The 15,615-nt window shown below is 38.4% G+C and carries 16 protein-coding genes; 5 read left to right on the forward strand and 11 right to left on the reverse strand.

Annotation, left to right across the window (positions count from 1 at the left end; all coding sequences use genetic code 11):
- Positions 1-17: 17 nt before the first annotated feature.
- The gene (locus tag ACOAOT_RS13205) at positions 18-467 is read right to left on the reverse strand and encodes a MarR family winged helix-turn-helix transcriptional regulator (protein WP_420217406.1); all 450 of its coding nucleotides are present in this window, start codon (positions 465-467) and stop codon (positions 18-20) included.
- Positions 468-823: 356 nt separating this feature from the next.
- Here ACOAOT_RS13205 and ACOAOT_RS13210 point away from each other — a divergent pair, with 356 nt between their 5' ends.
- From ACOAOT_RS13210 to ACOAOT_RS13220, 3 genes are all read left to right on the forward strand, one after another.
- Complete coding sequence (locus tag ACOAOT_RS13210) at positions 824-1,759, forward strand: alpha/beta hydrolase (RefSeq protein ID WP_420217407.1); 936 nt, start codon at positions 824-826, stop codon at positions 1,757-1,759.
- Positions 1,746-1,928, forward strand: a complete 183-nt coding sequence (locus ACOAOT_RS13215) for an EamA family transporter (protein ID WP_420219421.1) — start codon at positions 1,746-1,748, stop codon at positions 1,926-1,928. Before ACOAOT_RS13210 ends, ACOAOT_RS13215 begins: the two co-directional genes overlap by 14 nt.
- 109 nt (positions 1,929-2,037) lie before the next feature.
- A complete protein-coding gene (locus ACOAOT_RS13220; RefSeq protein WP_420217408.1) occupies positions 2,038-2,484 on the forward strand; it encodes a DUF6194 family protein in 447 nt (148 codons plus the stop codon).
- 3 nt (positions 2,485-2,487) lie between these two features.
- On the opposite strand, the gene ACOAOT_RS13225 is transcribed toward ACOAOT_RS13220, so the two are convergent.
- The 8 genes from ACOAOT_RS13225 to ACOAOT_RS13260 form a co-directional block, all read right to left on the reverse strand.
- Positions 2,488-3,165: a M15 family metallopeptidase gene (locus ACOAOT_RS13225; protein ID WP_420217409.1), complete on the reverse strand. Its 678-nt coding sequence runs from the start codon at positions 3,163-3,165 to the stop codon at positions 2,488-2,490.
- Between the two features lie 158 nt (positions 3,166-3,323).
- Entirely contained in the window at positions 3,324-4,202 is an 879-nt protein-coding gene (locus ACOAOT_RS13230; protein ID WP_420217410.1) for a carbohydrate ABC transporter permease, read from the reverse strand.
- 14 nt (positions 4,203-4,216) lie between these two features.
- Positions 4,217-5,116 carry an ABC transporter permease gene (locus ACOAOT_RS13235; protein ID WP_277408436.1) on the reverse strand — a complete coding sequence of 300 codons (900 nt, stop codon included), beginning with the start codon at positions 5,114-5,116 and terminating at the stop codon, positions 4,217-4,219.
- Positions 5,117-5,192: 76 nt separating this feature from the next.
- Positions 5,193-6,920: an extracellular solute-binding protein gene (locus ACOAOT_RS13240; RefSeq protein WP_420217411.1), complete on the reverse strand. Its 1,728-nt coding sequence runs from the start codon at positions 6,918-6,920 to the stop codon at positions 5,193-5,195.
- A 147-nt stretch (positions 6,921-7,067) separates the two neighbouring features.
- Positions 7,068-8,771 carry a response regulator transcription factor gene (locus tag ACOAOT_RS13245; protein WP_420217412.1) on the reverse strand — a complete coding sequence of 568 codons (1,704 nt, stop codon included), beginning with the start codon at positions 8,769-8,771 and terminating at the stop codon, positions 7,068-7,070.
- A 1-nt stretch (position 8,772) separates the two neighbouring features.
- The gene (locus ACOAOT_RS13250; protein ID WP_420217413.1) at positions 8,773-10,515 is read right to left on the reverse strand and encodes a sensor histidine kinase; all 1,743 of its coding nucleotides are present in this window, start codon (positions 10,513-10,515) and stop codon (positions 8,773-8,775) included.
- Positions 10,516-10,763: 248 nt separating this feature from the next.
- Entirely contained in the window at positions 10,764-11,639 is an 876-nt protein-coding gene (locus tag ACOAOT_RS13255) for an AraC family transcriptional regulator (protein WP_420217414.1), read from the reverse strand.
- Positions 11,640-11,753: 114 nt separating this feature from the next.
- On the reverse strand, positions 11,754-12,101 hold the full coding sequence (locus tag ACOAOT_RS13260; RefSeq protein WP_420217415.1) for a cupin domain-containing protein: 348 nt from the start codon (positions 12,099-12,101) through the stop codon (positions 11,754-11,756).
- A 235-nt stretch (positions 12,102-12,336) separates the two neighbouring features.
- Here ACOAOT_RS13260 and ACOAOT_RS13265 point away from each other — a divergent pair, with 235 nt between their 5' ends.
- Both ACOAOT_RS13265 and ACOAOT_RS13270 read left to right on the forward strand, forming a co-directional pair.
- Positions 12,337-13,407: an epoxyqueuosine reductase gene (locus tag ACOAOT_RS13265; RefSeq protein ID WP_420217416.1), complete on the forward strand. Its 1,071-nt coding sequence runs from the start codon at positions 12,337-12,339 to the stop codon at positions 13,405-13,407.
- A gap of 75 nt (positions 13,408-13,482) precedes the next feature.
- Positions 13,483-13,926 (forward strand): MarR family winged helix-turn-helix transcriptional regulator, encoded by a 444-nt coding sequence (locus ACOAOT_RS13270; RefSeq protein WP_420217417.1) that lies wholly within the window; start codon positions 13,483-13,485, stop codon positions 13,924-13,926.
- Here the strand turns inward: ACOAOT_RS13270 and ACOAOT_RS13275 are convergent.
- Both ACOAOT_RS13275 and ACOAOT_RS13280 read right to left on the reverse strand, forming a co-directional pair.
- Entirely contained in the window at positions 13,909-14,751 is an 843-nt protein-coding gene (locus ACOAOT_RS13275; protein ID WP_420217418.1) for a hypothetical protein, read from the reverse strand. The two genes, ACOAOT_RS13270 and ACOAOT_RS13275, sit on opposite strands and share 18 nt — an antisense overlap.
- 37 nt (positions 14,752-14,788) lie before the next feature.
- Positions 14,789-15,397 carry a sugar O-acetyltransferase gene (locus tag ACOAOT_RS13280; RefSeq protein WP_420217419.1) on the reverse strand — a complete coding sequence of 203 codons (609 nt, stop codon included), beginning with the start codon at positions 15,395-15,397 and terminating at the stop codon, positions 14,789-14,791.
- Positions 15,398-15,615 lie beyond the last annotated feature (218 nt).

Below are 15,615 nucleotides of genomic sequence, written 5' to 3' on the forward strand. Positions count from 1 at the left end.
ATATTAAATTTAACTCATCAGTTATTAGATACCAATTCATCAAAATCAGCATCTCTGGCTCTTTCCGCCATAATACGAAGCTTATTAAGTACAAAATCCCGAGTTTCTTTATCTATTCCATCTGAAATATAATCAATCCAGTTTTCTATCAGGCTAAAAATATACTCTTTGTGTTCCTTTCCTTTATCTGATATATAAAGGTTTTTAGCTCTTTTATCGGTTTCACAAGCTTTTCTGATTACAAAGCCTTTGTTCACCAGTGAATTGATCGTTTTTGCTGTAATCGATTTATCTATTAGAAGGTTGGAAGAAAGCTTCTCTTGATTAATTCCCTCGTTCTCATATAAATTTACAATTAGTATGCACTCCCAGTAATCTAAATCCAATGCTTTGAAAGCTACATTAATATAATTATGAAGTTGTCTGTTTATAATCCCGAAATATCTTACATCATGTCTTACATTCATATCTTTTTCATATAACCCAATGACCCATTTATAAGTTGACTGAATTATATATTCCTTTCTTTTTTACAATTTATACCGCTTAGTCTTATACTTCATTATAATTTATACTGATAAATATTAGCGAAACATGTAGTTTATTTTTTCAACTATATTATATGCATTGGAATCCGTATTGTCAACCTATTGTCGTAATATTAATTAATAATTTCCTAAGTATCCTCTAGTTTTATTGAATTATTTAATAAAACTTTAATTTAATTTCAAATTATAATAGTAGTATTTTTCAACTATTATTGTTATAATAGCATCAACCATTAATAATATAAGTTTATAACAAAGAAAGAAGGTTTTTAATTATGCCACTAAATTCAATATTTAAAAAATTATTGGAAACCGATTTTGAAAGTATTTATTCCCTTAGCCTTGAGGAGCTGAGAGACTATTACGAAAAAAGCTGGGATGATTTTAAAGGAGATATTATTGATGTAGGAACTGTAATCAATCGCACCCTTAAAACGGCTAAAAGAGATACTCCAATCAGAATTTATAATCCAAAAACCAAGGGAATCCACCCTGCATTTATATGGATACATGGAGGTGGATTTATTTTTGGAAGTATGGAAGTTTACGATTCTATATGCCGCAAAATAACAAATAATGTAAACTGCACTGTAATATCCATCGATTACGGTCTGTCTCCTGAGCACAAATTTCCCGATCCTGGGGAAGAATGTTATTCCGTAATTAAATGGGTATATGAAAATGCAAAGGAATTAAATATTCAGCCAGATAAACTTGCAGTTGGCGGTGACAGTGTCGGTGGAACTCTCACTGCAGCAGTTACTCAGATGGCAAGAGAAAGAAAAGAATTCTCAATTACATATCAGATATTAATTAATACCATGTTTGATTTACTTGGAGTAACAAAACCATTATCCAGAGTGGAAAACGCAAAGGGATATAGACTGGAAACACATGCAATTGAAGGATGGTATGTCCCTAAATATTTAAATAATTTAAATGAAGCTAAAAATCCCCTTGCTTCGCCCTTGCTCGCAGAGAATTTTAAAGATCTTCCGAATGCATGCATCATTACGTGCGAATATGATCCATTAAGAGATGAAGGGGAGCATTATGCAAAAAACTTATCAGAAGCTGGTGCTGACGTATGCCTTAAGAGGTATGATGGGATTATCCATGGCTTTTTCAATATGCAGGGAACGGTTGAGGAAGCCCGGGATGCTCTTGACCTTGTATGCACAAAATTAATTGAAGTCTTTGAATCTATATGATGAAAGGATCACACAGGTTGGCGGATACTTTTCAATTAATTATGCTCTTGGCTACATTGATTCATCTACCGTATCAATACTTACATTACTTCTACCCATACTTACTGCTGTATTTGCCATAATTGTACTGGGTGAGGCTTTTACTGTCCACCATAATATAGGACGATGATCTATAATAAAAAAGTGATACTTCCTTTATACTATGACATAAGGCTGTCATGTTTTATTTGATAGAATTGATTCATGAAAGAAAAATACTATTAATAGGACGGTTAAAAATGGAACAAAATGAAATTTTGAATTACTGCTTAAGTAATCTTGACGGAACAGTACTTGTAGAGAGTTGGGGTGAAAAAGGTATTTTCTATAATCCAGGGCATACCTTAAAACGTGGCGTATACACTCTCACAATTAAGGAAAAGGATGGTGAGAACGATAAAAGTTCAAATTTAAATCGAAAAGATGTTTATCGGGTGAATTTGGGAATAAGAAAAGATACTTTTAAAAGTATGTTTTCCTATATCCCCAAACGTCCGCCTGCTGGAGGGGTTATCCATATGGATTACGATTTTACCGCCCTTGATATCATCATGCCACACCCTGTTTATGGATGGATGGGATGGATTAGCGTGTTAAGTCCCACAGAGGAAACATTTGAAAAACTAAAGCCTCTGATTGAAGAATCCTATGATTTTGCAATTGAAAAATTCACTAAACGAAAATAACTTTTATATTTGCTCACCAGACATTACTATATCCTCTTCCCTGACACCGGAATATATGGCATCACAATGATTTAAGCAAGCCCAATAACAATCCCCATATGACCAGTGCCACCATTCGGTTGGGTAATTGATAAATCCTGCTTCCTCCATACATTTAATCAGAATATTACGATTCGCTTTTGCATCCTCGCTAATAAATTGAGAATATAAATAAGTTAAGTTTTCCGGTTCATAAGGAATATCATTAAACGCTGTTCCCATGTCCACTTCTATCCCATCTTTTAATAATGTTATATCGATTGCCCCTCCCGTAGGGTGCCCTGCCACTTCAATTGGAGCAACATATTGGCAGGTTAAACCATAGATTTCATCCTGGCTCTTTAATGGATATTCAGATTTATAGCCTTCAAACGCTTCTTCAAAAGACTTTTTTTGACGGGAAAGAGGCCTGTATGCCTCTTTCACCAAAAACTGATAACCGGCTGGTAAACTGTCAGCTGCCATTTTCAGTCTGTTTATTACTTCTTCCCGTGCATAGCAAAATAAGTCGGACTTGCTTGATATCTGACTTCTTGACTCATCAATGAATATATCTTTATGTATATTTCTCAGGGTAACCATTTCTTCTTTGTTGTCTACGCAGGTAACATTCATAACTCTTTCATCATTTAAAAGTATCATGGTCTCTATCCTTACTCCATCTTTTCTCTATATTTACAATTTCATTTATTACCATAATTTCATACATATATTATCACATTTTCTTCCATTTATTATTATTTATTTTTTATCTTTACAAAAAATAGAGGTACTCCCATCAGAGTACCTCAAAAATAAAATCACCCTTTCACTCCTCCTAACACAATACCTTTCACAAAGTATTTCTGCAGAAACGGATAAACCACTACAATGGGAAGGGAACCTAAAAATATCTGTGCAGATCGAAGCGTACGGTCTGATATTGCTGCCATCTGCTGAATTTCCTCTCTCGTCATCATACTGAAGGAACGCTGAACTGCAATGGTTTGTATATATGTCTGCAACGGATAATTATCTGGATTATTCATAAGAATCAAACCATCAAACCAATTGTTCCAATTTGTTACCAGGGAAAAAAGAAGCAGGGTTGCCAGAGCTGGTTTTGACAAAGGTACATAGATTGTTAGTAGCGTACGCCAATGCCCTGCACCGTCAATAAATGCCGCCTCTGCAAGTTCCTTGGGCACCTCACGGAAAAAGTTAAGTAAGAGTATCACACTGAAAACAGGTACCGCACCCGGAAGGATCAAAGCCCAGATACTGTCCAGCAGGCCAAATTGCCGGATTACCATATACCAGGGGATCATTCCTGCATTAAAAATCATTGTAATAAAGAAGAACCACGCATAAACAGTCCGAAACCGAAAACTTTCCTTTGGTTGTGACAACGGATACGCTGCCGTAATCGTAAGCAGGATGCTTAAACCACCGCCGAGGATAATTCGTATGATTGAGACCCTCATCGCACGCCAGAATGCAGGACGCTTCGCTACAAAGGCATAAGAATTTGTTGTAAATTCCTTGGGCCATAAGGAAACACTTCCTGCAGAAGCCGCCGCACTGGAGCTAAAGGAAACAGCAGCTACATGAATAAGCGGTATAATGCAGATCAATGCCAGCGTGAGCAGTATGGCAGTGTTGATTATTGGAAACCACTTGATTTTCTTATTCCTTTTCATATACAATTCCTTTCTTAAAACAACTGATAATCTGCGAATTTATATGCAAACCAGTAGGAGACTGAAATCAAGGTCAGGGAGATCACAGATTTAAACAGACCTACTGCAGTGGCAACTCCAAACTGAGCTTCTAACATACCAATCCGGTAAACAAACGTATCAATAATATCTCCGCTTGCATACACAGGTGGGCTGTATAAGTTAAATACCTGGTCAAATCCGGCATTTAATACATTTCCAAGACTTAATACCATTAACAGAACAATTACCATTCGCATCCCCGGAAGGGTAATATGCCATATCTGATTCCACCGGTTTGCCCCGTCAACCTGCGCAGCCTCATATAAGCTTAAATCAATGCCTGTGATTGCCGCTAAATACACAATTGTACCGTATCCAAAGGATTTCCAGCTTTCTGTTACGATTAAGGTTAGAGGAAACCATTTATTATCACCTAAAAAGAAAATGGGCTGACCCCCAAATGCTTTTATAATCTGATTAATCAATCCGTCGCCTGGAGCAAGTATATCGATAAAGATACCTCCTAATACTACCCAGGATAAAAAATGTGGCAGATAGATTGCTGTCTGAATGCTTCTCTTTAACCCACTGTTTCTCACTTCATTAATAAGAATCGCAACTACAATTGGGATTAAAAGTCCTAATATTATTTTCATGATTGCAATGAAAAGAGTATTCCAAAGAACACTTACGAAATTCGGCAGCTGAAACAGATAAATAAAATTATCAAAGCCAATCCATTTCTGTTTTCCAAATAATCCTTTTGCCGGTATAAACTTCTGAAACGCAATGATAATTCCTCCCATTGGTAAATAGCTAAAGCACAGCAGCAAGATCATGCTGGGCAAAATCATCAGATGCAATGGCAGTTCCCGCTTACGTCTATGTTTCATAAACAGACCCCTTTCTTCTATGAATAAAAATGAGAGGATTAGTTTCTGTCAAACCTCTCCTCTCATAAATCATTTTCTATTTTTTAACAGACTGATACCATTCGTTTACTTCCTTTGTCATCTGGGCTCCGCCTAAAGCATTCCAGTTATCAACGAACTTATCAAACTCATCTACGGGCACATCACCCATAATAATCCGCACGAACATCTCAAGCTCCATGGTGCGAAGAGAGGACTGTTTATCTACCATGGTAGGCGTAGGCGCACCTACAAATTCTTCTCTCATGACCTGACCATTTTCAATATATCCGTTTAAGGCATTGAAAACTCCATCAGGCCCGTATATCTTTTCCCAACCCCACTGCGTCGTGTCACCGGCATAAAACGCTTCCAGATTCTTTTGGATAATAGCCGGTTCTCCTTTTAAAATACTCATATCTCCCAGTTTTCGGGCTTTTTGTATTTCATTAAACGCCTCAAGGTTTTTATTGGTAGGAGCCGGGGTAACCGGTGAGAATTTCCACACACCTTTGCCTTCATTTTCAGCAGGCATATAATAATGATCAAATTCGTTGTTTTCACCCCAGTTTTTCTCCAGGTGAAGATTGATTAATTTAACCACGGCTTCGGGATTGGCATAATCTTTACGAACGGCATAATACCACTGTGTACGGAATTTCTGGGGAACTTTGGGTAATGTATCATCGGCAGATACAATCGGATAGCCTACCCAGTCAGCTGTGGGATCATTTTGATAATTACTGATGAGAGGATACATGGGATTCCACTGTTCACCAAAGTCGATTCCCAGTTTTCCTGCTGCAACCAGTTCTGCCATCTTGGCGCCGTCTTTAATTCCGAATTCCGGATCGATTTCCCCTGCTTTATACATTTCAGCCAGTGCGCGTAAGGCATCTTTTGTTTCTGGGAGTACACTGCCCCAGGCCAGAGTACCATCGTCCTTTTTCACCCACATATTGGGATAAGAATGGTATCCTGCGAAGAAACCTTCTACACCCATGGCTCCGTTATATAGATTTTTAGTAATCGCCATGGCATAAGTATCATTTTTGCCGTTTCCATCTGGATCAAGGGTAGTGAATGCAGTAGCTATTTTCCTTAAATCCTGCATTGTTTTAGGTGGTTCCAGCTTCAGTTTATCCAGCCAGTCCTTACGAAGCCACAGATACTGGGTGCTTTCAACCGATGCATCTGCATAAGGGACTGCCATTAAACGCCCGTCAAATGTAGCTGATTCCAGAATACCAGGGCCCTCAGAATTATAAACCTCCTTTGTAAGCTTACTGGCATATTGATCAAAATAATCTGTCATATCTACTATCATATCTGATTCAGCTAACTGCTTTAGCTGGGTACGGTTTACAATCAGTACGTCTGGCAAATCTCCAGAGGCAATTGTAACGTTTAACTTCTGTGTATAAGCATCGTCATTGAGTCCGCCCCTTACAGTCCAGGCATAGCTGATATCAATTCCTAAATCCTTTGAATACAAATCCAGCCACCGGTTTTTGTCAATTGTTTCACCCGGTGTTTTCGGCAGTATGTTGTCGTTTAAATCATTATCTACCGTTCGGGCAAACGTCATCTTAACAGATGGTTCGTATTTGCCGAATGGATCAGCATTTTCTGCCCCCGCAGAATTGCTTGTTTCAACAGCAGTGCCTTTTTCACCTGTACTGCTTACCGTTGATGACGAACCCCCTGTCTGACTGCTGCATGCAGTGAGCAGCAGGCCCCCAATCAGTATGGCAGATAAACCAGTGGGAATAATACGTTTTTCCATAAGATCCTCCTTGTTTTATGCTTTATAACCAACTCCTTCTCATATTATACCGGTGTTTTTCGTCATTTTCCATAAACATCTTTTGATTTTCTTGGCATTTATTTACCATTATCAAATACTGTCTTATCCTTTATTTACATTGACAGATCATGTATGACTAATCCGCCTTTTTTCAGCAATTGATACATCACGATATTCCTGGGGCGATATTCCCTCTGCTTTTTTAAAGAAACGGGTAAATGAGGCTGCTGTATCGTATCCTACCTTTTTTGCGATTTCATATATCTTTTCATTGGGATTTTCAAGTAGCTCCTTTGCTTTTCTGATTCTTGAACTCTCGATAAAACTGGAGAGCTTGTGTCCGGTGGTCTGATGATATAGCCTGGAAAGGTAGGAGGGGTTTAAATAAGTTTTTTCCGACAGACTGGTCAATGATAAATCCTCAGACAAATGAGTTTCAATATACTGCTGGACAAAATCGATGGTATCATTTGTCCTCTTGCTCTCTTCTTCTTTTTTTAATTCAATCAGCATCTGAGACAATTGGAACAGATGCCTGGCTGCCTCTTTCCAGGTACTGTAATTTCCGCTATGATACAGATCATTGATGTGATTGGATTGTGTAAACCTCCCCCTCAGCTGAAACCGGTTGATACAGGAAAGAAAAAAAGTAAGGACCGTCTGATATGCCTCCAAAGCAATTACATTGTTTTTGTCCTGTATCTCCCCAAGCGGATCCAGCCAGTCTTTCAGGGAATCATAAAAATCCTGCTCCTCTCCAGTCTCAATGGAATGCTGGAGATTGCTTAAATCCTTCCGGTACAGAAGTCCCTGCAATAAAGTAGTGGCATTGTCCGAACTAACGGCAGAAGACTGAATAAATGTCTGTCTTTGTTTCCGAAAATCTCTTTCATCAATAATTGTTTCCATGTCATTGCTGACATGATAATTGAGCAGATCGATGAGGGATACATACTTATCTGCAATTTCTCCCCAGCTACACGGTTTTTCTGCCAGAGCGAAACTGACTGGGGCCTGAAGTCTGTCCCGGCAGGCGGACTGAACGATTTCCAAAGTCCCTTTTAAAAATACATTCATGCTTCCATATGGATTTTCGGAATAAGTTTGTGTCTTTTGGGGTTGAACAAATACTGCCAGTCTTTCATCCTTAAGGGGAACCACCAGGCTATTGATATGAATTGCAAAATACCTGACGATCAGCTGCTTTATGGAATACATGATCTGATTCTTCTCCCAAAAATCCACTGACTTAGGCAAAATCAATATCTCACCTAAAATAAGCATCACCGGTTCATCTGCGTTTAAATGGATAAAAAGCCGTTCAAATTCTTCCCCATTTATTTTTAACGAATGGTCATTATTAAGCAGTGCATAGAAATATTTCTGGCAAAACAAATCCTGGGCAATATTAATCTGATTCTTGGCATTTTGTATTAATTCATTTGTCTGATTTTCATCCACCAGCTCCTGTATCACATTTTCAACTGATTTAATAATCTTACCGTATCCTTCTGTCTTCAATATGTATCTGACATTGCTAAACTGAATTGCTTTATATGCATAGTTAAACTCACTATGTCCTGTGAGGAAAATTACACGGCACCATGGCCATCGTTTTTTTATCTCCTCAAGCAGATACAGGCCATCTATTTCCGGCATATTAATATCAGTCAATACAATATCCATTCTTGTGCGCCCCAGCCACTGGATTGCCTCTTCTCCTGAATACGCTTTATACACATCCAGATCCAGATTCTCCATGCTGGAAAAAATATCATATAACCCATTTACGATGATCTCCTCATCATCAACAATTAAAAGTCGATACATATTACTCCCTTCTGGGGCCTAAAATCAGTTCAACCCCAAGTCCTCCCAACGGACTTCTATCTAGTACTACCCCGCTGTTCTCATCATATTGGAGCTTTAAACGTCTGTTGATATTAAGCAATGCTGTAACTTCTCCATCATCTGGCTGTGATACCAATGTTTTCTGCAGTTTAATCAGTTCCTCATCTGACAGGCTGGTTCCATTATCTTCAACTGTTATATGTAGTCTCTCCTCCTGTATTTCAAATGAAATGGAAATAATCCGGTCCTTCATCCTTTTTTCCGCTGCATGCTCAAACGCATTCTCAATTAAAGGCTGTATTATGAGCCGGGGAACGGGATATTGTTCATATTCCTTTGGGCAGGAACCAAATTCCACCGTCAGATTCTTAGTAAAACGCATGGATAAAATGCTGGTGTAAGTACGTGCGTGTTTAATTTCCTCGTGTAGAGGAATAATATCTGCAGCATTCCTGGTAAGGTAGCGGTAGTATTCACCCAAGTGATTAGTAAACTCGATTAAATTATCATCTCCTGTCTGTGCCATGGTATTAATGATAAAAAAGCTGTTATAAAGGAAATGAGGTTTAATTTGTGCCTGTAGTTGTTTAAGCTCTGCACGCTGAGTCAGGATCTTCTGTTTATAAGCCTGATCGATCAGCATATTCAGACTGTCAACCATTTTGTTGAATCTGGCATACAGATAGGCAAATTCTTTTGATTCTACGTCATCGGTGTTTAAACTAATCTGCAGATTTCCATTTTCCACCTGGCGGAAAACTTCAACCAGTTTTTTTATTGGTTTGTTTATAAATCGGTTCATGGTTAATGTAAAAATTGCAATTACCAGAATTGATACCATAACAAATATCCAGATCCAATTGGTAAAATTACGCATGGGGGTAAAGATCAGATTTTCCGGCAGATATCGGAGCAAAAGCATATTTAAATAGTCGGACCGGGCGTACACGGAGTAATAACGGAACGAATCTATTTTTCTCAAGCTGGTGCCGCTTTGTTGAGTGGTGCCGAAATCCTCCAAAATTGAATCGGACTGCAGAATTTTCCCTGTATTGGCCATTGCGATTTCTTTTCGGTTGGTTAAATCAATCAGGTAGGATCCGCTGTCCGGATAAATATTAAATTGTTCCATATCCTCATTAAATGCATCCTGATTTAACTCAATTTCTATGACATAGCTGCTGTTTAAGCCTGTTTTATCCGAAGGATAAACGGTCGTCAGATATAACTGATCTTTGTATCTGATAATCTGGGCACCTGTTAAGCCGGCTGCATCCTTAGTGCGCTCATAAGCCTTGGGATCCAATGGATCAACCCCTCTTGTAGAGGAAACTGTTTTATGAATGGAAAATATATGGGCGCTGACATTTTTGACATAGCTGCTGCTATAAGCAATTGTTATGAGACGAGACTGCAGCTGTTTTAAATTACTCACTATTTCATAATCACTCATGATACTATACTGGACTGCGAGACGGTTTAGAGATTCATCATTTAAGCATGTGTACTGCAATATTTTAAGACGTTCAATTTCCTTTTCCAGCTGGTTTAAGTAAAATTCAATCTGAGCAGTTGATGATTTCGACAGCTCTTCCCGTACTGTACTGGCTCCCCAGTTACGGATATAGATTCCAAGTATAAAAATGGGTGCTATGACGATTAAAAAAACACTGATTATTTTCTTGAACAGACTGATGTTCAGTTTATGAATTAATGAATACATACTTCCCCCCCTGATTTGTTATTACTTGTAATGAGTGCATAAGAAATTAAAAGAAGCGGTTAAATACAAAACAATTTGTTGCAGTAAATATCTGTCAGTTAGCAATTATGTGTGGGAATTGGAGGTTAGTTTCTCTAATTATTTATACTATTTTTTATAACACTTATCAAGTGAAACTGATTTACAATGCCAAAAAAATAGAGGCGCTCCTTATGGGAGCGCCTGGTAAATGTTATATTCCATATATTCTATTTTTTCTTCTTTACCGGAATCCAAATTTCACTTTTGTATTTGGGGTTCTCCGTATCCTTACTTTCATTCCATAGAATCTCCGGTCCCTCTACTGCTTCATAACCAGAAGACGGAAACCATTCTGAGTAAATCCTTCCCCACACATTTTGAAGTGTTTGGGGGAATGGTCCAACTGAATCAAAAATGGCCCAGGTGCCAGCGCCAACCCTTAATTCATCAAATCCGGTAGTTTCACTGCTTGTAGTTGCTACGCCAATATAATGATCTAGTTCTCCACTTTCTTCCATTCTTTCTTCGGAAAAATTTGTTGATGCACTGATAATACCTGCCGGATCAATATTTGACAGGGCCTTTAGCCGTTCTATCACTTCAGGTGTCATAAGCTGATACATTTTTGCGATCTCAGGATTTACACCATTGAAAATAATTGGAACTCTTTTCTTAAATCCCACTAATTGAAACGGTCCTTTCTCCACGATTCTATAATTCATCTCGCATCCTCCATTAATTGATAATTGAAAGGTCATTCTGGGATAAGCCTTTCGTTTTGTCTGCTCATCTCTTGCCTCAGAAGGCAGAATACCATGCATGTTTTGAAACGCGCGGGAGAAAGAATCAGCTGCATTATAACCGTATTTTACCGCAACATCAATGATTCTGGAGTTTTTATCCTTCAAATCAAGGGCAGCTAATGTTAATCTCCTTCTCCTGACATATTCTGATAAACTGATACCTGCCAGAAGTGAAAACATACGTTTAAAATGATATTCGGAACAGTGGGCAATTTTAGCTACCTCACCATAATCCATATCTTCTGTCAGGTGATCTTCCACATATGACAATGCTTCATTCATACTACTGATTGAATCCATAATACGACCTCCTTTCATCAAACATAATAACATAGGATACATTTATAGATCCGATAATCCGTGCATAATTTAGTCGTACGAAAACCCCCAGCGCACTGAGGGTTTTCAAAGTGATTAAACATTTGCATCTGTTGCAAATGCCTCGGAGCCCATGGGTGAAATCGTGACAAAAAGGCGTAAGACATCGCTGCCAATATTGATAACCTGTAAGCTTTCCTTCCCGTCAACCTGCATTAATTCACCAATCTGAAGCAGAGTCTCATTTCCATCCGTTACAACTTTCGCCTCCCCCTCTAAGACCTGTAGGAGAAGGGTTGATTCCATATGTGTATGCCCTGGCAGTATTTCCCCTTTTGCAATATTTAGAACAAAAGCAATTACATTATCACTTTTGAAAAGCATACGCTTCGCAATTTTTCCCTGAGGTACATGAAAATAGTCATTGAAAATAAATTTGTTCACAGATAAACGCTCCTTTCTTTATGCTTGAACTTAATATACCCCAATTGAGCCTCCTTACTACAAGCAGAATTCATATCTGATTCTTGACAAGCGATTCAGCCCCTGATATTATATGTATATACATATATACATTTTACAATCATTGCATCTTAATGAGAATTAATAGAAAATTCAGTGAATGGCGGCAAAGCAGTATCCACGCCGCGTGCAAAGACAAAAAATCCGAGGTATCGATATGATGAGTAAAAAAAGTGATTCAGACAATTCCATCGCTAAGCTGATCCAAAAAAAAGCACTTGATTTCGGTTATGAAAAATGCGGCATTATTCCCGTTGAAATGATGACCGGCTATGAGGAGAAATTTAATGAACGGACTCAAAAAGTACCGGAATCCCAGCCCTTTTATCAAAATCAGCAACGTCTTATCCGTTTCCAGGAAGATTTTGATTGGGCAAAGTCCATTGTAGTTTTGGTCAAGCGATATTCAAAGTACCATATTCCGGAATCATTAAAGGGGCACATTGCAAAGCATTATTTAACGGATTCCCGCACAAATGAAAATACGAAAGAATTTCAAAACAGTACCGCTCTGGAACAATATATGCAAGAGCTGGGTTTACGCACTGCGACCAATCGTAAGTTCGGAATTGTGGGAGTGCGCTGGGCTGCATTGCAGGCAGGTCTTGGCATAATAAGGCGGAACAACTTTTTTTATACAGAATCCGGTTCCTGGATCAGCCTGGAAGCATTTTTAACTGATTGTGAGATGGAATTGATAGAAAAACCAAATCTTTCTCCTTGTCCGCCTAATTGCAACCGCTGCATGAAAGCCTGTTCCACTGCTTCTCTGTCCGACGCTTATACCATGAACCCCCTTCGCTGCATTTCCTTTTTAACAACCTTTGGAGGACGAAACTTACCCAATGAACCTCTGGCTTCTGATTTCGGTGACTGGATTTATGGCTGCGATATGTGCCAGGATGCCTGTCCAATGAATCATAACAAATGGTCTGCACAGAACGAATTTCCTGGACTTTCAGAACTTGAACCTTACCTGACTATGGAGAATATTTTAGAAATGGATGAAGACTTTTATCATCAGAACATTCAGCCTAAATTTTTTTACCTGTCACCAGACGAATTATGGAAATGGCAGGTAAATGTATTAAACTTTATGGATAACCGGTATGAAGATCATTTCGCCCCATCTATTATAAAGGCTCAGGAAAGCAAATATGAACAGGTTCGTGAGATGGCAGACATAATCTCCACAAAACATGGTCTGGGATCCATATACTCAAATTAAATCCTGGCATACTTGACAAAGTTTCTTTTTACAACTATCTTATATGCATATACATCAGCATGGGAGAAATGAAAAATGGAACAACAAAACGAACAAAACTTAAATCTGTCAGTATGTGCATGCCGAAGTCTTCGAATGACCACCCGGGTAATCACACAGTATTACGATAAAGCCTTACGTATTTCCGGACTTAAATCCCCACAGTTTGCTCTGTTAACTGACATCTGCTCAAGGGAAAATGGAATCTCCGTTAATGAGCTGGCAAATCAGGCAATGATGGATCAGACAACGGTGACAAGAAATGTGGAGATTTTGCGCAAAAAAGGCTACGTCGATGTGAAAACGGAGGATGCCGATTCCAGAAAAAAGTGTATTACAGTCAGCGAAACAGGGAAGAAAAAACTTGCACTTGCCATGCCACATTGGCAGGAGGCACAATCCAAATTAGAACAGATTGTGGGGAAGGAGCAGTATGATGAACTCCTGAAAACACTTTCCGTCTTAAGGAGTATTGATTAAGTTAAAATACCAGGTTAGTGATAAATAGTAGCCGACTATCGGTGATATTCCATATCCCATCAGAGGAACCGGAAAATTCCCAAATAAAGTGGATAACAGTATGACTATATAGTAACAACCAATATATCTTGAAACTGACACTGCATTTTTCGGTGGAAGCAATATGAATGGAGCTGGTAATATTGCTAAAGAAATAATGCCCAGAACGAACCAAATCCCTCCCATATCTGCCACCATCATGAGAATTCTCTCTACATAATTAACTGGTGGCAAATGATCCAGACGTATCCATGATAAAACTATGAACAAAACAGATACGCCTGTAATTAAGAAACGTATCTTTTTACTACGCGTATTCTGGCTTAGCATAATCATCACAGGAATGGCAAATCCGGTTAATTGTGAGGCATCCGGCTGAAAAAACAGTACCAGTAATATGATGAATGCGCTGACACCTGCATACGTTAAGCCTCTGATTTTTAATACTTGATATAGTTCTAAAAGAATTATGGGCAGTACAATTATGGCAACATTTAATTTTACTGCCCCTATGGATATCCATCGGTGAACCCCCTCCATCCCCTGGTTTGCAAACGTAAGAATTAAAGCAATTATGGCGGCGGGTAATAATAATTGATTGTATCTGTTTTCTGTATTATTAAATTTGCGCGTAATCATGAGTAAGGAAATAACGCTCATTAAAACAAGACAACCAATATTCTGACCCCAGATAGCAAATGGAACATGGTTTTGGTACATTGCAAACACACCTATTGCAATGGAAGGTATCGTAAGTGTAAAGGTAATAAGTTTTCGAAGTGGCATTCATTTTCCTTTCTGATCATACTGCCATTGCCTCTGGCTATTCGATCGGTACATCAAATTTATTTTTTTTATAGTAATAACTTCTGTCTTCTTCTGTAATTTCTCTCACTATTTTACAGGGATTCCCCATTGCAATTACATGATCTGGTATATCCTTTGTCACAACACTGCCTGCACCAATAACAACATTATCCCCTATTTTTACACCAGGAAGAATTACCACATTACCCCCAATCCAGACATTGTCTCCTATCGTAATGGGAATCCCGTACTCATAGCCAGTATTTCTGGTATCCGGATGAATGGGATGGCCAGCTGTATAGATTGATACATTAGGAGCTATCTGAACATTTTTTCCGATCGTAACTTTTGCCACATCCAGAATCGTTAGATTATAATTAGCAAAGAAATTCTCTCCTACTTCTATATTCCAGCCGTAGTCACAATGAAAAGGGGCTTCAATCCAAATGTTTTCACCTGTTTTACCTAAAATATTTTTCAACAGGGAAGGGGCTGATTCATTTAAACTCGGTGAAAGATTATTAAAGTCATAGATTTTCTGCTTACACGCAAATCTTTCTTCTTCTAATCCATCTAGCCATGCTTTGTATGGTAATCCCGCTAACATTCGTTCCCTCTGGTTCATGATTTATTCTCCTTTTACAATTGATGGTAAATTAATTCGGTTTTTTATCATAATAACGCCTCCTTCCAGAATGTCAAGTAGAAGTGAGTTGGTTATATTAAAATTCCACATGCTGATGGTTCTGTTGAAGAATTTCAGTTAAGCAAATTCCCCGCCTTATCAGACGGGGAATTTGTTTATATTTCTTTTCTATACAATTAAGTCAGATGAATTAGAAA

The sequence above is a fragment of the Lacrimispora struthionigena genome, assembly GCF_048627165.1.
Taxonomy (GTDB): Bacteria; Bacillota; Clostridia; order Lachnospirales; family Lachnospiraceae; genus Lacrimispora.